Annotated in this window: 18 protein-coding genes and 1 riboswitch; of the genes, 10 read left to right on the forward strand and 8 right to left on the reverse strand. The window is 46.4% G+C overall.

The features are described 5' to 3' along the window. Window positions 1-35: 35 nt before the first annotated feature. Complete coding sequence (gene glpQ / locus R8N49_RS03080) at window positions 36-1,091, forward strand: glycerophosphodiester phosphodiesterase (RefSeq protein ID WP_005380201.1); 1,056 nt, start codon at window positions 36-38, stop codon at window positions 1,089-1,091. Between the two features lie 81 nt (window positions 1,092-1,172). Here glpQ and dapD read toward each other — a convergent pair whose 3' ends face one another. The 5 genes from dapD to R8N49_RS03105 all read right to left on the reverse strand — a co-directional run bounded on the left by dapD (window position 1,173) and on the right by R8N49_RS03105 (window position 6,039). After that, a complete protein-coding gene (dapD, locus tag R8N49_RS03085; RefSeq protein WP_042521367.1) occupies window positions 1,173-2,204 on the reverse strand; it encodes a 2,3,4,5-tetrahydropyridine-2,6-dicarboxylate N-succinyltransferase in 1,032 nt (343 codons plus the stop codon). Window positions 2,205-2,493: 289 nt separating this feature from the next. Next, window positions 2,494-3,477, reverse strand: coding sequence for a GGGtGRT protein (locus R8N49_RS03090; protein WP_054577569.1), 984 nt, complete (start codon window positions 3,475-3,477; stop codon window positions 2,494-2,496). A gap of 23 nt (window positions 3,478-3,500) precedes the next feature. Next, a complete protein-coding gene (locus R8N49_RS03095) occupies window positions 3,501-4,193 on the reverse strand; it encodes an iron-sulfur cluster assembly scaffold protein (RefSeq protein WP_005386501.1) in 693 nt (230 codons plus the stop codon). Between the two features lie 259 nt (window positions 4,194-4,452). Then, window positions 4,453-4,528: riboswitch (Fluoride riboswitch) on the reverse strand. Window positions 4,529-4,684: 156 nt separating this feature from the next. After that, complete coding sequence (locus R8N49_RS03100) at window positions 4,685-4,984, reverse strand: YebG family protein (protein WP_005380208.1); 300 nt, start codon at window positions 4,982-4,984, stop codon at window positions 4,685-4,687. Between the two features lie 128 nt (window positions 4,985-5,112). Next, the gene (locus R8N49_RS03105; protein WP_054577570.1) at window positions 5,113-6,039 is read right to left on the reverse strand and encodes a LysR substrate-binding domain-containing protein; all 927 of its coding nucleotides are present in this window, start codon (window positions 6,037-6,039) and stop codon (window positions 5,113-5,115) included. A 109-nt stretch (window positions 6,040-6,148) separates the two neighbouring features. Here R8N49_RS03105 and R8N49_RS03110 point away from each other — a divergent pair, with 109 nt between their 5' ends. After that, window positions 6,149-7,123 carry a TDT family transporter gene (locus R8N49_RS03110; RefSeq protein WP_005391714.1) on the forward strand — a complete coding sequence of 325 codons (975 nt, stop codon included), beginning with the start codon at window positions 6,149-6,151 and terminating at the stop codon, window positions 7,121-7,123. 75 nt (window positions 7,124-7,198) lie between these two features. Here R8N49_RS03110 and R8N49_RS03115 read toward each other — a convergent pair whose 3' ends face one another. Next, a complete protein-coding gene (locus R8N49_RS03115) occupies window positions 7,199-9,022 on the reverse strand; it encodes a DUF3413 domain-containing protein (RefSeq protein ID WP_042521370.1) in 1,824 nt (607 codons plus the stop codon). Window positions 9,023-9,274: 252 nt separating this feature from the next. Here R8N49_RS03115 and recC point away from each other — a divergent pair, with 252 nt between their 5' ends. The 3 genes from recC to recD all read left to right on the forward strand — a co-directional run bounded on the left by recC (window position 9,275) and on the right by recD (window position 18,914). Continuing rightward, window positions 9,275-12,766, forward strand: coding sequence for an exodeoxyribonuclease V subunit gamma (recC, locus tag R8N49_RS03120; RefSeq protein WP_042521371.1), 3,492 nt, complete (start codon window positions 9,275-9,277; stop codon window positions 12,764-12,766). Window positions 12,767-13,092: 326 nt separating this feature from the next. Next, window positions 13,093-16,767 carry an exodeoxyribonuclease V subunit beta gene (recB, locus tag R8N49_RS03125; protein WP_042521442.1) on the forward strand — a complete coding sequence of 1,225 codons (3,675 nt, stop codon included), beginning with the start codon at window positions 13,093-13,095 and terminating at the stop codon, window positions 16,765-16,767. Next, window positions 16,767-18,914, forward strand: a complete 2,148-nt coding sequence (recD, locus tag R8N49_RS03130) for an exodeoxyribonuclease V subunit alpha (protein ID WP_186584705.1) — start codon at window positions 16,767-16,769, stop codon at window positions 18,912-18,914. Before recB ends, recD begins: the two co-directional genes overlap by 1 nt. Before the next feature lie 34 nt (window positions 18,915-18,948). Here recD and R8N49_RS03135 read toward each other — a convergent pair whose 3' ends face one another. Both R8N49_RS03135 and argA read right to left on the reverse strand, forming a co-directional pair. Further along, window positions 18,949-19,137, reverse strand: coding sequence for a hypothetical protein (locus tag R8N49_RS03135; RefSeq protein ID WP_005380230.1), 189 nt, complete (start codon window positions 19,135-19,137; stop codon window positions 18,949-18,951). Window positions 19,138-19,553: 416 nt separating this feature from the next. Further along, entirely contained in the window at window positions 19,554-20,891 is a 1,338-nt protein-coding gene (gene argA, locus R8N49_RS03140; protein ID WP_258489267.1) for an amino-acid N-acetyltransferase, read from the reverse strand. 162 nt (window positions 20,892-21,053) lie between these two features. Here argA and R8N49_RS03145 point away from each other — a divergent pair, with 162 nt between their 5' ends. The 5 genes from R8N49_RS03145 to R8N49_RS03165 all read left to right on the forward strand — a co-directional run bounded on the left by R8N49_RS03145 (window position 21,054) and on the right by R8N49_RS03165 (window position 25,473). After that, window positions 21,054-21,509 carry a DUF2850 domain-containing protein gene (locus R8N49_RS03145; protein ID WP_005380234.1) on the forward strand — a complete coding sequence of 152 codons (456 nt, stop codon included), beginning with the start codon at window positions 21,054-21,056 and terminating at the stop codon, window positions 21,507-21,509. Window positions 21,510-21,782: 273 nt separating this feature from the next. Beyond that, window positions 21,783-22,886 (forward strand): murein transglycosylase A, encoded by a 1,104-nt coding sequence (mltA, locus tag R8N49_RS03150; protein ID WP_085569837.1) that lies wholly within the window; start codon window positions 21,783-21,785, stop codon window positions 22,884-22,886. Window positions 22,887-22,985: 99 nt separating this feature from the next. Beyond that, entirely contained in the window at window positions 22,986-23,795 is an 810-nt protein-coding gene (gene tcdA / locus R8N49_RS03155) for a tRNA cyclic N6-threonylcarbamoyladenosine(37) synthase TcdA (RefSeq protein ID WP_005380241.1), read from the forward strand. Window positions 23,796-23,814: 19 nt separating this feature from the next. Continuing rightward, the gene (gene csdE / locus R8N49_RS03160; protein ID WP_109169576.1) at window positions 23,815-24,243 is read left to right on the forward strand and encodes a cysteine desulfurase sulfur acceptor subunit CsdE; all 429 of its coding nucleotides are present in this window, start codon (window positions 23,815-23,817) and stop codon (window positions 24,241-24,243) included. Window positions 24,244-24,552: 309 nt separating this feature from the next. After that, complete coding sequence (locus tag R8N49_RS03165) at window positions 24,553-25,473, forward strand: GGDEF domain-containing protein (RefSeq protein ID WP_042521375.1); 921 nt, start codon at window positions 24,553-24,555, stop codon at window positions 25,471-25,473. The last annotated feature ends 2 nt before the right edge of the window (window positions 25,474-25,475 follow it).

A 25,475-nucleotide genomic window follows, 5' to 3' on the forward strand; every position in this document is an offset into this window, starting at 1 on the left:
GAATACTGCCTCTTCGCTTTATCAAGGAAATAACAATGAAAACAAAGTCAGTATGTCTTACTTTTTTAGCACTTAGCCTCTCTGCTGGTGCGATTGCGAAGCCGCTTGTCATTGCGCATCGTGGTGCATCGGGCTACTTGCCTGAGCACACGCTAGAAGCCAAAGCACTTGCTTACGCAATGAAACCTGACTACATAGAGCAAGATGTGGTAATGACGAAAGATGACCAGTTGGTCGTGTTGCATGACCATTATCTCGATCGCGTAACGGATGTTGCGGAGCGTTTTCCTGACCGTGCACGTAAAGATGGTCGTTATTACGCGATTGATTTCACTCTGGCGGAAATCAAATCCTTGCGAGTAACTGAAGGCTTTAATATCGATGAGAAAGGCAACAAAGTAGCGGGCTATCCAACCCGATTCCCTATGTGGAAATCTGATTTCACCGTGCCGACATTTGCTGAAGAGATTGAGCTGATCCAAGGCTTAAACAAAACGCTGGGTTATGACATAGGTATTTACCCAGAAATTAAAGCGCCTTGGTTCCATCGTCATGAAGGTAAGGACATTTCTAAAGCAGTACTTAAAGTCTTGAAGCAGTACGGTTATGGCTCTCAAGACGACAAAGTCTACCTTCAGTGTTTTGATGCGAATGAACTTCAACGCATCAACAGTGAACTCATGCCTGCAATGGACATGGACTTAAAGCTCGTTCAGCTTATGGCTTACACGGACTGGAACGAAACTATGGTGTACAAAGGCGACAAGGCAACACCATACAGTTATGACTGGATGTTCGAAGCCGACGGAATGAAGAAAGTAGCGAGTTACGCGGAAGGAATTGGACCTTGGAAGCCGATGCTGGTGGATGATAAGTCAACCAAAGATAATATCATCATCAAGCCGTTGATGAAGGCTGCAAAAGACGCTGGCTTGCAAGTGCATCCATACACGTTCCGCGCCGATCCAGGACGCATTCCAGCGTACACTGACAGCTTTGAAGGCATGATGGATGTGTACTACAACCAAGTAAAAGTGGATGGTTTGTTTACTGATTTCCCAGATAAAGCGGTCAGCTTTTTAAATCAGTAATCACGCATTTTGCTGTAAGCTAAAAAATCCCCCAACAGTTTCCTGCTGGGGGATTTTTCGTAGGGCTAATTCACGAATGAATTAGTTGTTTTTATGCAGTTCGCTGTTCAGTTCAACCGCGCTCTTGTTAGCAAGACACTCGATTTGACCTGTTACAGAGTTACGACGGAACAGTAGGTCAGAAACACCTGCAAGATCGCGTGCTTTCACTACTTCTACTTCTTGGCCTGCAGAATCTAGCATGCGCACTTTAGAGCCAGCGGTTACGTATAGACCTGATTCGATAGTACAACGGTCACCCATTGGGAAACCAAGACCTGCGTTTGCGCCTAGTAGCGAGTTTTCACCGATAGAAACTACAACTTTACCGCCGCCAGATAGTGTGCCCATGATAGATGCGCCGCCGCCGATGTCAGAGCCGTTACCAACCACTACGCCAGCAGAGATACGACCTTCAACCATGCTCACGCCTGTTGTACCCGCGTTGAAGTTGATGAAGCCTTCGTGCATTACTGTTGTGCCTTCGCCAACGTGTGCGCCAAGACGTACGCGAGAAGTATCAGCGATACGAACGCCAGTTGGTACCACGTAGTCCACCATTTTAGGGAACTTGTCTACGCAATCTACGCTTAGTGCACGACCCGCTAGGCGAGCTTCGATTTGACGCTCTGCTAGTTCAGGTAGATCGATTGGACCTTCGTTAGTCCATGCGATGTTGTGCAGTAGACCGAAGATCCCGTCTAGTACTGTGCCGTGTGGCTTAACTAGACGGTTAGAGATAAGTTGAAGTTTTAGGAAGCCTTCAGCAACACTTTGTGGCTGCTCGTCAGTGGCAAGGATAACCAGTACAAGTGGTTGTGCTGATTCTGCTGCTTTTGCTGCGAAAGATGCGTTTGCTGCATCGCCGTTTGCTTCAAATGCTGCTGCTAGTTCTGCGCTTTGTGCTGCAGAGATCTCGATAGCTTGGTTGCCTTGCTCGTAACCTGCTACTGCTGCTAGTGCGTTAACAAGCGCTTCGCTTGGGTTAAGAACTGGGTTTGGGAAAAACGCTTCTATGATTTTGCCGTCGCGGTTTTTAGTTGCCGTACCAAAGGCTAGAGAGAAGAAAGCCATAGTTGATCTCCATGTGTTGAGTCTTGTGTCTCGTCTGTTCACTGACAAGAAATAATTAAGTTGTCAGTCATCATAATGAGAGTGCTAGGGAGTTTAAAGAGGGGAAATAGATAAAGTCTGTAGATGGATACCTTTTGTCTTTTTAGAGATATGTTTGTCTGATGAGAAATGTGTCGCAAATCATTGATTAACTATCAAGGCAACAAAAATAAGGGGAGGACCGAAGTCACTCCCCCTACACTGGGTTTGTTGGATTTACTGGCTTTAGATAGTAAAGCGATAAATCGATTTAGAGACTTAGCTCACCGACCTCTACTGCAAGTGCAACCGTTGCACCTACCATTGGGTTATTACCCATGCCGATGAAGCCCATCATCGCTACGTGTGCAGGTACTGAAGAGCTACCCGCGAATTGTGCATCGGCGTGCATGCGACCCATGGTATCGGTCATACCGTAAGAGGCAGGACCTGCCGCCACGTTATCTGGGTGTAGAGTACGACCAGTACCACCACCTGATGCCACAGAGAAGTAAGGCATGCCTTCACGGTTACGTTCCGCTTTGTAGATACCTGCTACAGGGTGTTGGAAGCGAGTCGGGTTGGTTGAGTTACCTGTGATGCTCACATCCACTTGTTCTTTATGCATGATAGCCACGCCTTCACGCACATCGTCTGCACCGTAACAAAGGATCTCACCACGTGGACCTTGCGAGAATCGACGACGTTCTACTTCCACTAACTCACCAGTTTGGTAGTTGTATTGAGTGCGTACGTAAGTGAAACCATTGATGCGTGAGATGAGGTAAGCGGCGTCTTTACCCAAACCATTTAGGATAACTTTCAACGGATTTTTACGTGATTTGTTCACGTTAAGTGCGATTTTGATTGCGCCTTCTGCCGCTGCGAATGACTCATGACCGGCAAGGAAAGCAAAACAGCCACTTTCTTCATTCAATAGACGAGCCGCCAATGCACCGTGACCGATACCCACTTGGCGCTGCTGCGCTACGCTGCCCGGTTTTGTGCAGGCTTGAAGACCTTCACCGATGATGTTTGCCGCTTCTTCTGCTGTTTTTGCACCGCGGAAAATCGCCAAAGCAGTGCCCAGTGTGTAGGCATCGGCAGCGCTTTCAAACGCGATAGGTTGAGTGTCCATCACCAATGCTTTTGGGTCGATACCACGATCCATACAGTATTGGTAAGCCTCTTCCAGAGAAGATAGTTGCATTTCGTCTAATGTGCGACGTACAGATTCAGTAATCGGAGTGTTCATAATCTCTTCCCTCTTGGTGGCAATTATTGTTGGCGTGGGTTGATGGTCGTTACGGCTTCGTCAAAACGACCGTAAGTCCCCGTTGCTTTGTCTGCGGCTTCTGCAGCAGATACGCCTTCGTTGATGGCTTTCATCATCTTGCCGAGGTTGAGATATTGGTAACCAATCACTTCTTTGTTTTCGTCTAGCGCGAGTTTTGTTACGTAGCCTTCAGCTAACTCCATGTAACGCACGCCTTTTGCTTTAGTTGAGTAGCTAGTACCCACTTGGCTGCGTTGAGTTTGACCAAGGTCTTCCAGTGCCGCACCAATTTCCAAGCCGCCTTCAGAGAAAGCAGATTGAGTACGACCGTAAACAAATTGAAGGAAGATTTCGCGCATCGCGACGTTGATAGCATCACATACCAAGTCGGTATTCAGTGCTTCCAGAATAGTTTTGCCTGTTAGGATTTCTGCGGCCATCGCGGCTGATTGAGTCATGCCTGAACAGCCGATCGTTTCGATCAAAGCTTCTTCGATGATGCCGTTTTTGACGTTAAGAGTCAGTTTTGCTGCACCTTGTTGAGGAGCACAAGCACCAACGCCGTGGCTAAGACCAGAAATCGCGATAACGTCTTTTGGATTGATCATTGCGCCTTCGACAGGGATCGGTGCAGATGCATGAAGATCGCCGCGTTGAATCGGGCACATTGATTGGATTTCGTGTGAGTATTGCATAGTGTTTTCCCAGTGTACGATATCCAGCCTATTTGTCAGACTCAACGGCGTTGACTGCTCTTATTCGCTCCATCAAATAGAAAACTATGTTCAGGAGGTTCATGCGTTTGTTGCCTTGTTGAGTTAACAACTATTTTGGATATCTTTTTAATTTTTGAGAAAACAGGAGCGGGGTTGGAGAAGAGTTGAATTGCTCACTACAGAACTCTCGCTTTCACAACATAAGCGAAAGCACTTCCAACAGGGCTGACCTGTTTTCGTTTCTGTAGGAGTCATTAGCTTTAACAGCGGTTCGAATCTTTCGATTCCGGTGGTACCCCATCACCGAACCCATTTAGACTAGATCTAAGTCACACTAATCTGCAACATGAAATTTAGAGCAATTTGGGATATTAAATCGGTTCTTTATATTCTCAGAGATATATGGAGATAAACGGAAGGAATAAAAAAACGCCGCATAATGCGACGTTTTTTCTAAACAAATGAGAGGCTTATGCAGCGTCTTCTTGCTCGCTATCTTCTTCAACAGCTTCAAGCTTCTTTGCTTTTTTTGGTGCAGGTTTACGTTTTGCACCAAGAGCGTAAAGCACTTCTTCTTTGTTTTGCGCAAGGAACATTGCAAGATCTTCTTGCTTACCTTCGTCTTCTAGAAGTTCACTTTTACCCAGCAGTGAGAATAACTCGTCTGCCATATCCAGCATTTTGTCGTATGCGTCAGCTTCCGCTTTAGAGGTAAAAGTCATTTTCTCTTCTCCATTGCGTTCTACCACGTACTTGACGATTACAGCCATGGTTGGTCCCCTAATTTGGTGTATTGATACTGGCTTTTTATACAGTTTTTGACCAATCAAGTCTAGCGACAAGCCTCAGAATGAGAGACACGTACAACTAACTGACTAGCATTTAAACTATCTTGGTTTCACTTTGCGGATTTGTCCGCCAAAGGAAGGTTTGTTGGTCGCTCCCAATCTTGGCAAAATTCGATAAACGTTCTGAGCAATGGGCTTTGATATTTCTCTTTATGAACCAGTAACCAGAAGCGACGTTTCATATCTAAAGGCATGTCGAGCAGTTTTACGCGGCCGTCACGAATAGCAGGTTCTGCAGACAAACGTGACAAGCAACCTAAGCCTAACCCTGCCGATACTGAGTTGATCAACGCTTCGGTGGTATTGAGCTGAAAAGCTTCATGCCAATGTTCCAAGCGCGGTGCGACAACGCGCATAAAAAATTCGCGTGAACCAGATCCTGCCTCTCGCAATATCCATTCACTGTTTTCTAGCTCGGTTAAGTTTACTGGCCCTTCGTGCGCGGCTGGGTAATCGGGCGCGCAAATCACGCACATTTCATCTTCGCTAAACTGGGTAGACTGCAATTCAGGGTGAAGTGTTTTGCCCTCAATGAGGGCTATGTCTAACTCGTAATCGGTCAGCATGTCGCAGATTTGTGCGGAGTTAGAAATGAACAGGCTTTGAGAACGATGGTTCGTTTGCTGACGAAATTCGCTAAGCAAATAGGGCGCGACTTGGTTGCCAATGGTGTCGCTGGCACCAATGCGAAGTTGGCCCGATAGCGCTTGGTCACCATCGAAAATGCTCTCGATGTCTTTGGCTCGGTTGAGTAACTCATCCGCCAGTGGTAGCAGTTTTTGACCTTCTTGGTTCAAAATCAGTCGGTTATTAACACGATCAAACAAGTGATGGCCGATCTGTTTTTCTAATTCTGAGAGTGCCATGCTCACTGCGGCTTTCGATAAAAAGAGACTATCAGAAGCCGCTGTGAGCGTTTTGTGCTGCGTGATCGTCGTAAACACTTTCAGTTGTTTAAGAGAAATGTGACTTGCCATACCCCACCGTTAAGTAATTCTGAACGTTTGTTTTAAATAATTAGATATATCGGAACGAAGTGCAAGCGTATTATACGTCCCATCAAGAGTGAGTCTGGTTGAGGTCATCATGATTCAAAGAACAAAAGCAAAAGTAATGGGAGCGCCAACTCCAATGGCGGGTTTGGCTCTTGGTATTGCAAGCTTGGGCTGGAGTTGGGAAAACTTCGCCGAATTACATGGCTACGGACAGTGGATTAGTGCGGGTATCGCAAGCATATTGTTGGCTATATTGGCAACCAAGTTTTTGCTACATAATCATCTGTTGAGACAAGATCTTGCTCATCCGGTTGTGGGCAGCGTGGTTCCGACATTTGCGATGGGCACTATGGTGGTATCGAACTCTCTCGGCCATTTTTACCCATTAGCTGGCGATGCGCTTTGGCTGATTGCGGTGGTTTTGCACATCGTGTTCTTGGTGAGCTTTGTTTACCATCGCGCCAAAGATTTTGAATTGCACCACATGGTTCCTAGTTGGTTTGTACCGCCAGTGGGTATCATCGTTGCGGATGTGTCTTTCTCTGGCAACCCTATGTTAGCACCAGTGGCACAAGGTGCATTGATGTTTGGTATGGTGGCGTACGCGATCATGTTGCCGATGATGATTTACCGTTTCATGTTTACCCATGAAATTCCGGATGCAGCAAAACCAACCATGGCAATTATGGCGGCGCCAGCAAGTCTATCATTGGCAGGGTACTTAACGGTCACTGCGACACCATCACCAGTGATCATCGCTATGCTATTTGGTATCGCGGTATTGATGACAGCCATCATTTACCTCGCATTCTTTAAATTGCTTAGACTGCCATTTAGCCCAGGCTATGCGGCGTTCACTTTCCCGATGGTGATCGGTGCGACGGCGCTGTTTAAAATGGCGAATTGGATGGAGTTGCAAGGATTGGCTGCGCACTATGTTCAACAAGTGCGAGGCTTAGCTAGTCTTGAGTTGATTGTGGCAACATTTGTTGTCTCTTATGTGGCCTTACAATACATCAACAACTTGTTGATTCAGCCACGCTTGATGCACGCTCATCACGCTTAAATAGCAGATAGGAAAAAGCCTCTTGGTCTTACAACCAAGAGGCTTTTTTATTTCAATCGGCGTCGATGTTGGACGCTAGCCTTTTTTGTAAAATCGCGACATCTCATCCAGAGAATGACGAATGATATCGACAGGAACTTTCTGTTCTTTCTCGACTTTTAACTGGCGATTCAGTTGCTGAGAGTGCCCGCCAGGGTTGACCACAAGCATCAGCTCTTTGCCGACCAATGCATAGTTGTAGTAGCTGCCTGCAATATACCAATCGCGAGAGGCTGAGCTATCAAACAAGTTATGACCAACGCTGTATGAACTCGTTGTGCCTTGAACGTCAAACAGCGTATTCATCATGGTTGGCACGACGTCAAAATGGGTCGTGCGGTAATCAACTTGCTCTGGCTGACGATTTGGCATGTACACGTAAAGAGGCACATGTACTTGAACGTCACTGTAGTTACCCGTGTGGCCCCAATAGTTCATCTTATGGTCATTAAACTCTTCACCATGATCTGATGAAATCACCACAATGGTATTGTCTAAGTCGACGTTTTTCAGCACATCACCAATCAAGCTATCGATGTAGTACAACGAGTTCTTGTATCGATTATGGTAAAGCGAAGCGTCAAAATCGTTGTTGAGCAAAATGTGGTCAACGCGTTCCCAGTATGGTTTGAATTTCGCAAATTCAGGTTCGGGAAATACTGTGCCATGGGCGGCATCGTAGAACAGAAAACCAAAGTACGGCTTGTCGCTATCCTGCTTTTGGAACTCGATGAACTTGTCTGTTATCTGCTGATCGCGCTCGACAGCTGTTTCCCCAGTTTGTTTCAGGGTCAAGTCCGACACTTTTTTGAATACCGTGCGAGAAAGTGGCGGGCTGGTGAGCGGTGCCGAGCCAAAAATGCCCATGCGGTAGCCTTCTGCTTGCAGCGTATCCATAAAAACAGGAGAGCGTTGACTTGCGTAAAAGCTTTCCCAGTAGGTCGCTGGCAAGCTGTAAAACAGGCTGAAAATACCCGCTTGAGTTGAGTTGCCGCCGCTCATATGTTGTGTGAAATTCACTGTTTTTTCGGCGAACTTGCTGACATTTGGCATGACTTCCGGCGTCGCATCACTGTAGCGCCACGCATCAACCAAGATAAACAAGACATTGGGCTGTTTCTCTTTGCTTTGCACTTGAATCGGCGCAAGCGGATAGTTGAGTGAGCTACGTTCAATGTTGGTTAACTCTACGCGGTTCTTCGATGCAATGTTCTCATCCACTAGGTCGTGTTTGTAAATAAATTTACGAGCCGTCAGCGGGTAGTAAAGTGGCCAGTTATTCGAAAACTGACTGACTTCATCGTCGTAAAGTGCGTTTTTGTACGCATGAATCATCTGCGTGCTAAGCAATACAGCAAACCAGACGCTGATCAAAACGAACTTAGCTCGGCTTTGTGCCAGTTGATTACTTACCCAAACGGTACAAGCGAGCCCGATCACCAGAACGGAAATTTCACTGATGAAGATTAGCCAACTCATCCACGAAATATCGAAGACATCACCGCCACCTTCGAAAAACATACGGATTAATAGGGCGTTGATGTGAAGTTTGTATTGCTGAAAAACGAGGATATCGACTTTAAACATGATCAATAGACAGATCGCGATAGCGATCACGATACCTTTGAATGCTCGAGTCGGTAGAAAAGAGAGCAATAAACTCAACAACATAAATGGAAGAGCGATCAAGCCCAGCCAGCCATATTGAGTCGAAACCAAATAGTAACCTTGCAACAAGGTTAGCGGTTCATTCTGATTGTTAGACAACACAAAAGGATAACAAGCGATCGACAGGTACACTGCAAAGCAAGCAAAAAAAGCAATCAGCCAAGCGCTGTTGGAAGACAGTTTGCGAAACATACTTTTTGTTTGTTTATAAATTATGGGTAGAGGGAGTATAAAACAGTGTTTTTTATTATGGAATAGTTGCGACGAATGTCACATTTTGTATGGAAGTGTCAGACTTGATTGACATGTGAAAATTCAGAAGATTCATACTCTATTTGAGTGATATATAACCTTTTGTTTTTTCCGAACGCGAGATCACTGCGGGTTTAAATGGGGCTGTGCTAAGCTAGCTAACAGTTTCAATCGGCGCTCGGTATTCCCAATTTGTTTACTGTTTATCACTCCAACCAAGTTGACGTTCTTAAATCACTCCTTGTCGAACTGATTCGAATCAGTCCGCTGGAAAACCCGTTCGAAAAAGAACAAATTCTGGTTCAAAGTCCGGGCATGTCCCAGTGGCTAAAAATGGAATTGGCCAAAGAGTTTGGTGTTGCCGCGAACATTGATTTTCCGCTCCCTGCTACTTTCATTTGGGAAATGTTTACGCAGGTGTTGCCAGACGTGCCAAAACGCAGTGCGTTTAACAAAGAAGCGATGACGTGGAAGTTGATGCATCTGCTGCCGGGGCTTCTCAACCAAGAGGTGTTTTCGCCGTTAGCGCAGTACCTCAAAGATGACATTGACCACTCTAAGCTGTATCAGCTGGCTGAGAAAATTGCCGATATTTTCGATGGTTACTTGGTGTATCGTCCGGAATGGATCGCAAGTTGGGAAGCTGGGCAGAGTGTGCCAGAGCTGGAAGATGAGCATCCGTGGCAGCCGATCTTATGGCAAGCGTTGTATGATCACACTGTGTCATTAGGGCAGTCTCCTTATCACCGTGCCAACCTTTATGAGCACTTTATCGACACGTTAGAGAGTTTTAACTGCAATTTTGACCATTTACCCAAGCGTTTGTTTGTTTTTGGCATTTCTTCGTTGCCGCCTCGCTATATGGATGCGCTAAAAGCAATTGGTGAACACATCGACGTGCATCTGATGTTCACTAACCCTTGTCGTTATTATTGGGGTGAAGTTCGAGATCGCAAATATCTGGCTCGTTTGGCGGCGAAACATCGTCAGCACGTTGTGTGGCAGGACGATCACTCGGAAGTGCAAGGTGAAACTGAGCAACTGAAAGGTTCATTGGAAGATAATGTGATCGATGAGCTGCACACCGATGTGGTCGGAAACAGTCTGTTGGCGTCCATGGGTAAACTCGGGCGCGACAATATGTATCTGTTGTCTCAGCTGGAATCTCATGAAATCGAAGCCTTTGTTGATGTTGAGCGCGACAGTCTGCTCCATCAATTGCAAGCGGATATTCTCAATCTTGAAGAACATCAAGATGACCAACAGATTGAAAACAGTCATCACAAACAAGTGGTTAGCTTGGGTGATAAATCACTGAGCCTACACGCTTGTCACAGCCCGATGCGCGAAGTGGAAGTGCTGCATGATCAACTATTGGCGATGTTCGATGCTGACCCAACGTTAAAACCGCGCGATATTATCGTGATGGTCGCGGACATCAACGCTTACAGCCCTGCGATTCAGGCGGTCTTTGGTAACGCGCCGGGTGAGCGTTTTATTCCATATTCGATTTCTGACCGAACCGCCGATCAAGAGAGTCCAATTCTGGCCGCATTTATGCAGTTGGTGAACTTACCCAATACGCGCTGTTTGGCATCAGAACTACTCGAACTTCTGGAAACTCCGGCGATATTAAAGCGTTTTGAACTCAGCGAAGATGATTTTTTACAAGCCAAACAATGGGTTGAGGAATCGGGGATTCGCTGGGGATTGGATGCCAATACCGGACGCGAATTTGAACTGCCGGAAACCCGTCAAAACACATGGCAATTTGGTATTCAACGCATGTTGCTTGGCTACGCGATGCCAGAATCCGCAGGTTTGTTTGAAACCGAGCAAGGCAGTTTGTCTCCGTACAACGAAGTGCAAGGCATGGGCGCAGAGCTGGCGGGCAAGTTGGCACACTTTATCCAACAAATTAGCACTTATCGAAGCAAACTTTCTCATGTTCAAACTATCGATGGTTGGCGAGAGACTTTGGTTTCACTGCTGGATGACTTCTTCTCAGTTGAGTTAGAAGGCGAAATGGCGCTCAAGTCCATTCGCGATACGCTCAGCCAACTCAAAGAGCAATTAGCTGATGCCGCATTTGATGATGCGTTATCGCCGTCGATCATCAGCCAATACCTTCAAAACAAATTATCTGGCACACGAGTCAGCCAGCGCTTCCTTGCTGGTCAAGTGAACTTTTGTACCCTGATGCCGATGCGCTCTATTCCGTTTAGAACCGTTTGTCTACTGGGGATGAATGACGGCGTGTACCCACGCTCCATGCCGCCAGAAGGCTTTGACTTGATGACAGGAAGAACCAAACCGGGCGACCGTTCGCGCCGAGATGATGACCGTTACCTATTCCTCGAAGCGATGTTGTCTGCACAACAAACGCTCTACATCAGTTATGTTGGCCGTTCAATCCAAGACAATACCGAGCGAGTGCCTTCGGTTCTGGTTTCTGAGCTGATGGAATACTGCCACCAAAACTATTGTTTAAGTGGTGATGAAGCGTTGCCCGTTGATGAGTCTGGCGACAACTTATTAAATGCGTTGGTGAATACCCACGCCATGGTGCCGTTTAGCCCAAGTGCGTTCCAAGGCATGCACGCCAGCTACGCGAAAGAGTGGATTCCAGCGGCATTGACTCAAACTAGTCAATCGCAAGGCTATGTTCGTCGTGATTTTAATCGGGCATTAGACGACTATCTGTTAGGAGCGACGTTCCCACTTGAGCTCGACTTAGTCGAGTTGCAACGTTTCTGGCGCTTACCTGTGCAGTATTTTTTCAATCGTCGTTTAAAAGTAACCTTTGAACCGCCACTACCGGTGATGGAAGACGACGAACCCTTTGTTTTAGGTGGTTTGGAAAGCTATCAAATGCGTGATGAGCTGTTAGAAACCTTGCTTGAAGCGACATTGATGCAGCCAGAGAAAAAAACAGAGGTGCTTAAACACTTTATGAGTCAACAGCGCGCGCAAGGCAAACTGCCGGTGGGGGCGTTTGGTGATATCGAGTTTGAAACCAACCGAGTTCAGGCGGAAGAGCTGGTGGATAAACTGGCGTTTTTATCTGGTGCGCCTCAAGACGATTTGGAAATCGACCTGACGTTTGACTCTTTGTTTGAGCGAAATGAAGGCGAAGAGAAAAACGTTCGCCTAACAGGTTGGCTAACCCAGTGTTACCAATCTGGGTTGATTCGTTACCGAAGCGGTAAGATTCGCTCGCAGGATTACCTTGCAGCGTGGATCGATCACCTTGCCATGTCGGCGTCGGGTTATGCCAAGAAAACTCATCTGATTGGCTACGATCGTAAAGAAGGCGCGCTGCATTTGATCTACCCAGAAATTGCCGATGTGCAGTATGCCAAACAGCTACTGACTGAATTGGTTCGCTTGTTCTTCGAAGGCATGACTAAGCCTTTGCCTTATTTCCCGAAAACGGCGTTGGCTTGTGTTGAAGCGGGCTTTAGCCGCGGTCAGTGGGTAGATGACGAAGAGAAATCTTTGAAGAAAATGGCTGACGCATTCAATGATGGCTTCATGAGCCCGGGCGAAGGCAGTAATGCGTACATCTCTCGAATTTGGCCTGCTTGGAATGATGAGTTGGCCTCAGAAGTTCGTTTGCTGACAGCATTAGTTTTGCAAGGTGCGCGCTTAGCGGTTCAAGACACTGATGACGTAAAAGCGTAAAAAAGACAGTTGGATAAAGAGAAGGAAGAGTAGGGTGGCCGCCAGAAAATCATTATTTTTTGTAGGGCGTTCGCTGTACGGCCACAAGGTCAGAGGGACCATGATACTTTTGTTTAATTCATTTGAGTTGTGCCGCCAAAAGGTTTGGCTTATCTCGTGGGGCGCATACTAACGGTACGTCTTATGGATAACCGTGAGAAAGATCTCACAAAGCTCTAAATTATCCAACTTGTTAAACATATTAATAGAATTTTTAACTATAGATCACATTTATTAGGTGATACGTCCTAGTAAATAATCCGGAGAGATTCAGCGTTATGGATCAAATGTCAGGTGCAGAGTGTCCTCTACATACGTTAGACCGCACAGAGCAACCTCAACCAACGCCACTAGAACCGATGACGTTTCCTCTGCATGGTGCGAGGTTAATCGAGGCATCAGCAGGTACAGGTAAAACCTTCACTATTGCAGGTTTATATCTGCGCCTTTTGCTTGGTCACGGCAGCGCGGAAACTCGGCATCGCGTACCGCTTACGGTCGACCAAATTCTGGTCGTAACCTTTACCGAAGCGGCAACTGCGGAATTACGCGATCGTATCAGGGCAAGAATCCATGATGCGCGAATCGCGTTTGCGCGTGGACAGAGTTCCGATCCGGTGATCCAACCTTTGCTTAATGAGTTTGACGATCACAAGCAAGCCGCAGAAATTTTATTGCAGGCAGAGCGTCAGATGGACGAGGCGGCGGTCTACACCATTCACGGTTTTTGCCAACGTATGCTAACGCAAAATGCGTTTGAATCTGGCAGCCGATTTAATAACGAGTTTGTGACCGATGAAAGTCACCTAAAAGCGCAAGTTGTAGCCGATTACTGGCGCCGCAATTTCTACCCATTGCCATTTACTTTGGCGGGAGAAATCCGCCAGCTATGGGGCTCTCCATCTGCGTTGTTGTCTGACATCAGCAATTACTTAACCGGTGCGCCGTTAAGCCTTTCTGTTCCAGCAATGAAAGGCAGTTTGGCTGATCTTCATACTGAAAATCTGAAAAAAATTGATGGATTAAAAGCACAGTGGCGAGAAAGCCAAGATGACTTCTTAACGCTAATTTCAGATTCAGATATTAACAAACGTAGCTATACCAAAAAGTCTCTGCCGACGTGGTTGGAGGCGGTAAACGCTTGGGCGGCAACGGAAACTACAGGTTACGATTATCCAGACAAGCTGGAGAAATTCGCGCAAAACGTCTTGTTGGAAAAAACACCGAAAGGCAGTGCGCCGCAGCATGCAGTATTTGAAGTCATTGAAACATTTCTTGCCAACCCAATCAGCTTAAAAGCGCCACTGCTTGCTCATGCAATTGAACATTGTCGAGTGATGCTGGCTAACGCGAAAAATCAAAAACAGTGGCTCTCTTTCGATGATTTGCTAACGCAACTTTCTGCTTCTATCGATACGGACGAAAGCGAGCTTTTAGCGGCGCGTATTCGTACTTTGTATCCTGTCGCAATGATTGACGAGTTCCAAGATACCGACCCGCTTCAATACAGTATTTTCAGCCGTATTTATCTGAACAACCCGGAATGTGGTTTGTTTATGATCGGGGACCCCAAGCAGGCGATTTATGGCTTTCGTGGCGCAGACATTTTCACTTATATCAAAGCGCGTAACCAAGTAAGTGCCCACTACACGTTAGGAACCAACTGGCGTTCTAGCGCAGATATGGTGCAGGCGGTAAACCAAGTATTTGCTTTACCAGACAGTCCATTTATCTATGATTCGGATATTCCGTTCTTACCCGTTAAGTACAGTCCCAATGCCGAAAAACGCATTTGGACTATGGGTGGCCAAAAGCAACCCGCGCTGACCTATTGGTTGCAAGAAGCGGACGATAAACCGCTACCAAAAGGCGAGTATTTGACTCGAATGGCAGAGGCGACTGCAAGCCAAATCCAAACTATTTTGACGCAGGCTCAACAGGGGCAAGCGTGTCTGGTGAATGGCGAAAAACAGAAAGCGGTTCAAGCGGGCGATATCGCAGTGTTGGTTCGAACAGGTAGCGAAGGTCGGATGATCAAACAAGCGCTAGCAGACCAAGGTATTGCCAGCGTGTACCTGTCTAACCGAGACAGTGTGTTTACCAGTTCAGTGGCGCAGGATTTACAGCGTTTGCTGCAAGCGGTGCTGACTCCAGAAAATGACCGTGCGCTGCGTGCAAGTCTTGCCTCTGAGCTGTTTGCCCTCGACGCAGCAAGTTTGGATGCACTTAATAACGATGAAGTGGTGTGGGAAAACGCCGTAAACGAATTCAAAGAATATCGCAAACTTTGGGTTCAGCGTGGTGTGCTGCCGATGTTGCGCGCGGTGATCAGCAAACGCCATATTGCCGAGCGATTACTAGAAGAAGGTGCGAGTTCACAGGGTGAAAATGGTGAGCGAGTACTTACCGATTTAATGCACATTGGTGAACTGCTTCAACACGCCAGTAATGAACTGGATAGCGATCACGGTCTGCTGCGTTGGCTCGCTCAGTCTATCAGTGATGCGGAAAACGGTTTGGGTGGCAGTGATGACCAAATCCAACGTTTAGAATCGGAACGTAACTTAGTGCAGATCGTAACTATTCACAAATCAAAAGGCTTGGAGTATGACCTCGTATTTCTGCCGTTTGTGTTCAGCTATCGAGAAGCCAGTGAAGCCAAATATTACGATGCAGCTAATGACCGCACGGTACTGGATATCACTGGCAACGATGCGTCCATGAAGCAAGCGGACAAAGAGCGTTTGGCGGAAGACTTACGCTTGATATACGTGGCACTAACGCGTGCTGTTTATGCGTGTTTTATTGGAGCCTCGCCTTTGCGCAATGGTCGTTCGACCAAAGAGCCAACTGGCGTACACCGCAGTGCGATTGGCTATTTGATTCAAAATGGTCAAGAAGGTGGCATTAACGATTTGTACCAAGGTTTAACAAAGCAACAAAACGAGCTTGATTGTGTCGTTGTGGCCGATCTGCCGCAGCAACTCGAAGACAAGTACGTAGCGCCACAAGAAGAAATATACGATCTTAGCGCGAAAGAGCTGCAAAACCCTATCGACAGAAACTGGCGCATCACCAGTTATTCTGGCTTGGTCAAGCAAGGCTCTCATCACGCCGAGCATGATGCCACGATTGAGATTACGGGTTTTGATATCGACTCATCTGAAGAACAAGACGAAACGGATTTGGTGGAGCCAGAGCGTTCTATTTTTACCTTCCCTCGTGGTGCGCGTCCGGGTACGTTCCTGCATAGCCTGTTTGAGGAAATTGAATTTACTCAGCCAGCCACGACGGAAGAGAATACACAAATCATCCTTGGTTTGATGGAAAGCGAACAGCTCGATGAAGAGTGGTTGCCCATTTTACAGCAATTGATTGCTACCGTACTCGCAACGCCGTTGGATGGTAAGTCTTTGCTGCTGAATCAAAAAGCACCGTCGCAACGTTTGGTGGAGATGGAATTTTTGCTGCCGATTGAAGTTTTGTCTGCGCCGGCGTTAAATCGAGTCATTCAACGTCACGATCCGTTGTCGGCGAAAGCGGGGGATTTAGGTTTCCAAACCGTGCAAGGCATGCTCAAAGGTTTTATCGACTTGGTGTTTGAACATCAAGGTAAATACTACGTGCTTGACTGGAAATCGAATCATCTTGGCGACGATGTGACGCACTACCATGGTGAGGCTCTGAAATCGGCGATGGCAGATCACCGCTACGATTTGCAGTATCAGATTTATGCGTTAGCACTGCATCGTTTCCTACGTAGCCGATTGGCCAATTATGATTATGAACAGCACTTCGGTGGCGTGTATTACTTGTTCTTGCGCGGCATGGACGGGCAGAGTGACCACGGCATTTTTGCCGCGAAACCAACCTTAGACTTCTTACAAGAGATGGATCGTTTGATTGATGGTCAAGCACTTGAAACGCGCTCAACTCAAGCCGGGCAGATGGAGCTACTTTAATGACGACAAATTACAATCTTCATTCTGACCAAGATAGTCTTTTGGTAGTGCTGGAACGCTTGGCGCACAAAGGTGCTATTCGTCAGCTCGACTACCAATTCGCCTGCTTTATTGATTCTCAAACGCATGATGAACAGTCGGACAGTCAAGCATTGGCGTTTATCGCGGGTGTTGTCAGTAGTGAGCTTGGTAAAGGACATATCTGTCTGTCTCTGTTCGATGCACAAGGGCAATCTACGGATTTAGCCAGTAAGTTAGGGCTGTTTGGTGAGTCAGCATTGGCGCTCAACACACAGTTGCAAGGCATAGACTGGATTCAAGTATTACAAAATTCCAGCGTGGTCGGCGCGCAAGGAGAAGCCTTGCCTTTGATGTTCGATGGTGAGCGTCTGTATCTGCATCGCTATTGGCATTATGAAGTGACACTGGCGGAAAAGCTCAATCAGCTGGGCGCCGCAGTTAACTTGCAACCACAAGAGTTTGCGCGATTATCCGAGTTGCTCAACCATTTATTTGCACGCCAATACCATTTTCTGTTTAACGCGTTAGGCAAAGCAGTAGAAGCGGGAAGCAGCAACCAAGTGTTGCGTCAACAATTGGTGTGTGACCACCTTGATGTGGTCGCAAGCGAATCGTTGGATTGGCACGCCATTGATTCCGTGCTTAGCAATGCGCGCAAGGTTCAAGATTTGCAAATACTGGATGAACTCGTACCACTCTCGGCTTGCGTGAACTGGCAAAAAGTCGCGGCGGCAGTTGCGTTAACCCGTCGATTTGCTGTGATTTCTGGTGGTCCAGGCACTGGTAAATCGACGACAGTAACCAAATTGCTTGCCGCTTTGATTGAACAGGCGACGCACGAGAAAAATCTAACCATCAAGCTGGTGGCCCCGACGGGGAAAGCGGCGGCGCGATTAACCGAGTCCATTGGTAAAGCGGTACAAGAGCTGCCAGTTTCTCCGGAGCTAAAAGCCAAAATTCCGACTGAATCAAGCACCTTACATCGGTTGCTGGGTGCGATTCCTAATAGTGCAGAATTTCGTCACAACAAGCAAAATCCACTGCATTTGGATATTTTAGTTATCGACGAAGCGTCGATGGTCGATTTACCAATGATGTACAAAGTGGTCGATGCCTTACCGAAACATGCGCGGCTGATTTTGCTAGGTGATAAAGATCAACTTGCCTCAGTTGAAGCAGGGGCAGTGTTGGGTGATATCTGTTCGTTCCATGCGTTGGGTTATGGCAAAGAGCAGGCGTCAGCCATCGCAAAACTGACGGGCTTCGATACTTTAGCCCATACGGGTAACAGTGCATCTAGCATTGCTGATAGTTTATGTATGCTGCAAAAGAGCTACCGATTTGATGCTCGCTCAGGCATTGGTCAGTTGGCAAAAGCGGTTAACTCCGGTTCTGCTGCGAGCGTAGATAACGTCTGGGCGCGTGACTTTTCTGACATCGAACATTTCGCGCTAAGTAGTCAACATTACAACCAAATGATGCAGACGTTGGTGCAGGAATACGGTCGTTACCTCAAACGCATTGGACAACAGGAAACAGATCCTAAAACCGGAGAGCTAGAGTCGCTAACGCACAAAGCCAAAGCGGTGTTAGATACCTTCAACCAATGCCGACTGCTGTGCGCGATCCGTGAAGGTGATTTTGGTGTGGCTGGGCTAAACCAACGCATCGAGAAATCGCTCGCGGCGCGCAAGTTCATTCAAGTTCAGGATGAAATTTGGTATCACGGCAGACCCGTCATGGTTACGCGTAATGATCACGGTTTAGGTTTGTATAACGGTGATATTGGTATTTGCATGCGAGATGACACTGAAGAAGAACCGCGTTTGAAAGTCTTTTTTGAGTTACCTGACGGCAGTGTGAAATCGGTCTTACCGAGCCGAGTACCTGAACATGAAACGGCTTACGCCATGACCATCCATAAATCGCAAGGCAGTGAATTTGATTACACCCTGATGATTTTGCCACCAGACTTTAGCCCGATATTAACCCGTGAGTTGATTTACACAGGCATTACCCGCGCGAAAAAGCGTTTAGCTCTTTACGCCGAACTCAATGTTCTGAAGCGAGGCATTAAGGTGAAAACCACTCGCGCGAGTGGGTTAGTAAAGCGGCTTACCAACTAAAACAAGAAGACCGAGCTTATGGCTCGGTCTTCTTTTATGCATGTTTTGCAAACGCATTGGTAAAAGACACGCTGCGTATTTTGTATTGCTGTTGATAAGCAAGAATAAAATCTCGGATAGCGTCATTTACGGGGAAAACACAGTGGACGTCTAGGCCTTCTAAAAACTGATTGTCAGCCATATCCCAGAAGCTTTGAAGCGAATTACAAATGATTGTTCTCATAACAGTGCTCGTCTCGGCTTATTTAAAGTCAGATTAACAACTGTCCTTGGTGTGCAATACGGAGCTAACTAGTTTTTCAATTGCCCAGTATTTTAGGGTGAAGGCTACATTACATCACCTAGATCCATTCGTATTGGTTAAAAACCAATCACTAGCGAGCAGAGTATAGCCAACCAAATGTATATTTAAAAGATAAAATTGGAACGAAAATCAAGCAATGGTTTGCGTATTTCTAAGTTGGTGTTTATATGATGACTCGCTAGTCCGGAGTAGGGTTTATGTGTGGCCTTACTCCTAAACAAACTCGTTCCTAAACAAGCTCGATGTGCAGGATTGAGCGTTAATGAGCTGAATCCCGCACCTTGAGGTTTTGGTATAGCGGAGCGTTAAATTTTGCTTCGTGATTTAAGGTTAAGCTACAAATCTAGCGCTAAGATTTTTGACTTACGCTGGAAGTTATATAGCCCTTGTTTGGCTCCGGGCAAATAGTCGACACTGACTTCGTAAAAACCTTGCTCTCTGAACCAATGCAGACTGTGTGTCGTGAGGACAAAAATCTGATCAATGGTTTCGGATTTAGAACGATGTTTCATGTAGTTGAGCAGTAACAAACCTCGGTTCCCATCACGATAGTCAGGGTGAATCGCTACGCAAGCCATCTCAGCTTTGCGCTCTTCTGGGTATGGATAAAGGGCAGCACAGCCAATAATCAAGCCGTCTTTTTCGATGATGGTAAATTTTCCAATCTCTTGCTCTAGCTGTTCTCGAGAGCGCCTAACCAGTACACCTTGTTCTTCTAACGGGCGAATGAGGTCTAAGATACCGCCAATATCGTCAATATTAGCTTGCCTCACTTGTTCAGCGCTCGCCATAACGACTTGGGTTCCGATACCGTCGAAAGAGAACAACTCCTGAATTAGGGCTCCATCCACTTTATAGCTGATCAAGTGGCTACGAGGCACTCCGGCACGACAAGCGGCAATAGATCCTTTAAGAAAGCGCAGTGTTCCAGTGTTGTAATCTAGGTCAGGAGACGTATTTTCAGAGAGCGTTTTGATGACATGCTCCGCTTCAATTGGCAGTAACTCGGCGACAGCATTGCCGTTGTCATCAATGACACCTTGTTCGGAGCAAAAACCAATCAGCTTATCCGCACCCAGCTTTATCGCTAGTTGGGTGGCGACTTCTTCCGATAATAAATTGAAGCACTCGCCAGTCACAGAGCTCGCAATGGGGCCAAGTAGCACAATAGAGCCTTGGTCGAGCGTGCGATTAATCGCGTCGTTGTCAATGCGGCGAATACGTCCACTATGGCAATAGTCCACACCATCATCAACGCCGAGTGGTTGGGCAATGATGTAGTTTCCGCTAACGACATTGAGCTGGGTACCTGCCATCGGAGTATTGTTGAGGCTCATTGATAGGCGCGCAGTAATCGCAAGCTGAAGTTGTCCGGCAGCTTGCATAACAACAGATAAAGCCGATTCATCCGTAATGCGGATATTTTTGTGGTAAGGCGTAGTGAGGTCTTGTTTTTCTAGCAGCTGATTAATTTGAGGACGTGCACCATACACCACCACGACTTTGATTCCGAGGCTGTGCATGAGGGCGATATCATTAATAATGTTGCCAAAATTTTTGTGTGCGACGGCTTCTCCGCCCAGCATGATCACCATGGTTTTTCCGCGGTGAGCATTGACATAAGGTGTTGATTGACGGAATCCTTTTACGAGAGCAGTACTACGAATTTTCACTACAGCCATTCCTTTGTTTAATTATGCTAAAATTATGCCTTTTTATTCATTGAGTGGCAAGGTGAAATTTTGGAATAAAGCACAAACATATTGAGGTAGGTTCTTGGTCCCGTTAAAAGGGAAGGTTACAATGGTGGCGTCTTTCCTCAATACGTGAACCTCATGTCTTCTGCTGTTAATAAGAATGCTGCGATCACTGCTTCAAATCTGTCAAAAACGTCATCTAAATCAATGCTTCGTAAGTGGCTAGAGCGTTCTCTCATGCTTATAGCGATAGTTGGAACCGTTGTCGTGTGCATGCTGTATAGTGATTTGATTACTCGAACCATTAATCCGCCCATTCCCAAATCGACAATTTATGGTCGCTGGGTTGAGCAAGATGTTGCGCCTTATGCTCGTGAAGAATTTGTGTTGAGTGAGCGCGGTGTTACCGTAAATGGTTCTACAGTGGCGACCAGTTTTGAATTCGATGGGGATTCGTTTTCGTATCGAGTGGGTTCAAATGAGCGGCACTTCAATTTTGTGGGTAAGCAGCATGCAGAAATGAAGCTGGATGCTAATGCACATTATCTACCTGTATTCCGTTTAGAGGGACGTGCAAGGATAGCGGTAAGATAGTCGTTTTTATTATTGTCTTTTAAGCAGAGCTCTCTTGCGTCTGTGAGCCATATGGATGATCACAATTTCATCTCTCAATCAGTAAATTTTACTTCCAAACATAATCCGGACAATTCCGTAATTCTTCCGCTGTTATCATGTTGCATTAACTGAATGAATTTACAACGAGTAAACGGATTGGCTTAGCGTTGAAACATTTTGTCGTTGCTTTTCAATTGCACCGTAAGCATTTGTTTGCCATCCTTTTGCTATTCTCTTTTACGGAAAAGACACGTGTTAAAAAAACTCCTTCCTATTATCTCTTTGAGCCTACTCTTTGGCTGTGCTCAACAAAATGATCGTGCTCAGCAATATCTTGATGGTGAGTTTCCTCAGATCCTCAATCAAGTGGATGTGGTTGAGTCTAACAAACCACGCGATTTTACTGAATTTAACAAGCAAGCTGAGCAAGTGGTGATAAAGTCACCATCCATGGCGAAGATGTACCAACCGCTATATCAACGATTAAGTGAGTGGGCGCAACAGAGCGGAGATACCAGTGCGTTGAGTGCGTTTGGCATTCAAGCCGCGCAATTGGGTGGTGGTGATCAAAAAGGTAATGTGCTGTTTACCGGATACTTTTCTCCCGTGATGGAACTGCGTCATACACCAAACGACATTTTTAAGTACCCAGTTTATGGCAAGCCAAACTGCTCATCAGATTGTCCGACTCGCGCGGAGATCTACAATGGAGCACTAGATGGACAAGGTTTGGTGCTAGGTTACGCGCCTAATCGTATCGACCCGTTTATGATGGAAGTGCAGGGCAGTGGCTATGTGCATTTTGAAGATGATGATACGTTGGAGTACTTCGCGTACGCAGGGAAAAATAATAAAGCTTACGTTAGTATTGGCCGCATTTTGATTGAACGTGGTGAAGTGCCGCGTGAAAAAATGTCCCTCAAAGCAATCAAAGAGTGGGTGATGGACAACGACGATGCGACAGTGCGCGAGTTGTTGGAGCAAAACCCTTCTTACGTCTTCTTTGCGCCAAAAGCGGAAGCGCCAGTAACGGGGTCGGCTGGTATTCCTTTGTTGCCAATGGCGGCGGTCGCGGGTGACCGTTCTATCTTACCAATGGGTACGCCAATCTTGGCGGAAGTGCCACTGTTGAATGCTGATGGTACGTGGAGTGGTGCGCATCAACTGCGAATGCTGATCGTTTTAGACACTGGTGGTGCGGTAAAACAGAACCATTTGGATCTGTATCATGGCATTGGTGCGAGAGCAGGAACGGAAGCAGGTCACTACAAGCATTTTGGTCGAGTGTGGAAACTTGGGCTGGAAAACTCACCAACTCAAGCGCCTTGGGCTTTGCCGCCAGAAAAGCTACAATAGCGACCCAAGAAAGAGGAACCGCCTCTTATCTAGACATTTCATCAAAGAGTGCGTATAAATCGCACTCTTTGTTTTTCTATCGATCATCTGGACTTCAATATGCGTGAACTCGATACCCCAGCATCTGACAGCTACAATCAACGCTTTGGCGGCACTCGTCGTCTTTATGGCAACAGTGAAGTGGACATTCTTCGCGCTGCACACGTTTGTGTTATTGGTATTGGTGGCGTGGGTTCATGGGCGGTCGAAGCGCTGGCCCGTACTGGGATCGGTGAGTTGACTCTGATTGATATGGACGATGTTTGTGTCACGAATATTAATCGCCAAATTCATGCGATGACGGGCACCGTTGGCCAAAGCAAAATTGAAGTGATGGCCGAGCGTGTCAAATTGATCAACCCAGAGTGTAAAGTCAATCTGATTGATGATTTCATCACGCCAGACAATCAACATGAGTACTTAAGCAAAGAGTTTGATTACGTGCTAGATGCGATTGACAGCGTAAAAGCGAAGGCGTCTTTGTTGGCGTATTGCCGCAGCAATAAGATCAAAGTGATCACTACGGGGGGCGCTGGTGGTCAGGTTGACCCAACGCAGATCATGGTCGCTGATTTAACGAAAACGATCCAAGATCCTCTAGCGAAGAAAATCAAAGACACCTTGCGTCGTCATCATAACTTCCCTAAGAATCCGGCTCGTAAGTTTGGTATTGATTGCGTGTTTTCAACCGAGCAGCTGAAGTACCCTCAAGCAGACGGTTCAGTGTGTGGTGTGAAGTCGACAGCGGAAGGCCCAAAACGTATGGATTGTGCTAGCGGTTTTGGTGCGGCGACTGTTGTAACTGCAACGTTTGGCTTTGTCGCGGTATCGCGAATCGTTGAGAAGTTGATTTCAAAATATAAGAAGTAAACTAGAAGAAGAGCGCATCATGACAGATTTTCCCGTTTCTCCATTTGGTACAGATATCACCAGCGAAGACATTGTAGCGACTATGCAGCAATTTAAAGGCTGGGAAGATCGTTACCGTCAGGTTATTCAGTGGGGTAAAAAGCTGCCACAAATGCCAGAAGAGCTGAAATCAGAACAAGTTACCGTTTCGGGTTGTGAAAGCTTGGTGTGGTTAGTGAGCCAAGAGCAAGATGGCGTTTGGCATTTTTGTGCGGACTCCGATGCGCGTATCGTCCGTGGATTGATTGCCTTGGTGATGGCGGCTTATGACGGAAAAACGGCCGATCAAATTCAAGCATTTGATATTGATGCTTATTTTGAACAACTGGGGCTTGTCTCCCATTTAAGCCCGTCACGTGGTAATGGCTTGAAAGCTATTGTAGAGCAGATTAAGCAAACCGCCGTGTAACGAGTCATTTTCCCAATTCTTAAAAAACGCCGAATAGCCTAGCTGTTTGGCGTTTTTTGTATCTGAGTTGAGATATTTTTTGCAAATGGATAAAAAATATGCAAATGGTCGACTATTTTAGCGTTAATTAACCATTCTATTGATCCTGGTTCATTATATTGCCCACTTGGTTTTTATAAACTCAATTGTATTTAAAATTTGTCTATATTAGATAATAGACATATGCCCCACTCGCTCCTATTCCCCAATGTGGAAACACACTTGGAAGCGATTGGGTTACTTAGATACAAATGCTAGGAACCTCCCTATATGCAATTCACCTTGGAACATGCGCAAGACGTGTTATCCGGAATGCCAGACCCCACTTTTATTCTGAGTGAAGATGGTATCTATATTGATGTTTTTGGAGGAACAGATAAAAAAGCCTATCACGATGGAAGCAATTTGATAGGTAAGACACTTCACGGCGTACTTGAAAAAGATAAAGCCGACTGGTTTATCGAACAGATAAATCGGTCACTGAAACAAGACAGTATTGTGACGATCGAGTACAAGATGTGCGCCGACAGCATTCAGGGAATAGATGCTAACAGTGGGCCAAGAGGCGACCTATACTACGAAGGCAAGATCTGCCCACTCGCTATAAAATACCGAGGTCGTCGCGTTGTCCTTATTCTCACACGCAACATCTCCAATCGCCACCGAGTTGAAACCCTTCTTCGCCATCAAAGCCAAATTGATGCTCTTACCAACATCTACAATCGACGTGTCTTTTTCGAAAAGCTCACAGAAGAGGTCATTAAAGCTCAAGAGCCGAACTATCACTCCGCGTTGTTATTGTTTGATTTGGACTTTTTTAAAGTCATCAATGATAAACGTGGTCATGATGCGGGGGATTATGTCTTAGAGACCTTAGCTGATTTGGTTTCTCACTTACTCGTCAAAGACGAAATTTTTGCAAGAGTCGGAGGGGAGGAGTTTGCGATTATTTTGCCAGAAACTTCTCTGTCGGCGGCGAAAGAGGTAGGAGAGGAAGTACGTTCCCACATTCAAAATTGTCAGTTCGAATTTGAAAAGATTGAAATTCCGGTCACGGTGAGTGTAGGCGTGGTGGAAATAGGCAGAAATGAAACCACCAAACGTTTGTATGCGCATGCAGATAAAGCGCTTTATGCTGCGAAAAGAAATGGCAGAAATTGCGTGGCGACTCTGGATAGGCAGATGGAGTAACC

This window comes from Vibrio sp. 1978 (assembly GCF_033344345.1).

Coding starts and splice junctions, on each gene's coding strand:
- R8N49_RS03135 (WP_005380230.1), bottom strand. CDS start 19,137: ATGAGAACAATCATTTGTAATTCGCTTCAAAGCTTCTGGGATATGGCT.
- R8N49_RS03115 (WP_042521370.1), bottom strand. CDS start 9,022: ATGTTTCGCAAACTGTCTTCCAACAGCGCTTGGCTGATTGCTTTTTTT.
- R8N49_RS03095 (WP_005386501.1), bottom strand. CDS start 4,193: ATGCAATACTCACACGAAATCCAATCAATGTGCCCGATTCAACGCGGC.
- csdE (WP_109169576.1), top strand. CDS start 23,815: ATGACAGATTTTCCCGTTTCTCCATTTGGTACAGATATCACCAGCGAA.
- R8N49_RS03105 (WP_054577570.1), bottom strand. CDS start 6,039: ATGGCAAGTCACATTTCTCTTAAACAACTGAAAGTGTTTACGACGATC.
- dapD (WP_042521367.1), bottom strand. CDS start 2,204: ATGGCTTTCTTCTCTCTAGCCTTTGGTACGGCAACTAAAAACCGCGAC.
- glpQ (WP_005380201.1), top strand. CDS start 36: ATGAAAACAAAGTCAGTATGTCTTACTTTTTTAGCACTTAGCCTCTCT.
- R8N49_RS03165 (WP_042521375.1), top strand. CDS start 24,553: ATGCAATTCACCTTGGAACATGCGCAAGACGTGTTATCCGGAATGCCA.
- tcdA (WP_005380241.1), top strand. CDS start 22,986: ATGCGTGAACTCGATACCCCAGCATCTGACAGCTACAATCAACGCTTT.
- R8N49_RS03090 (WP_054577569.1), bottom strand. CDS start 3,477: ATGAACACTCCGATTACTGAATCTGTACGTCGCACATTAGACGAAATG.
- R8N49_RS03110 (WP_005391714.1), top strand. CDS start 6,149: ATGATTCAAAGAACAAAAGCAAAAGTAATGGGAGCGCCAACTCCAATG.
- R8N49_RS03100 (WP_005380208.1), bottom strand. CDS start 4,984: ATGGCTGTAATCGTCAAGTACGTGGTAGAACGCAATGGAGAAGAGAAA.
- recB (WP_042521442.1), top strand. CDS start 13,093: ATGTCAGGTGCAGAGTGTCCTCTACATACGTTAGACCGCACAGAGCAA.
- R8N49_RS03145 (WP_005380234.1), top strand. CDS start 21,054: ATGTCTTCTGCTGTTAATAAGAATGCTGCGATCACTGCTTCAAATCTG.
- recD (WP_186584705.1), top strand. CDS start 16,767: ATGACGACAAATTACAATCTTCATTCTGACCAAGATAGTCTTTTGGTA.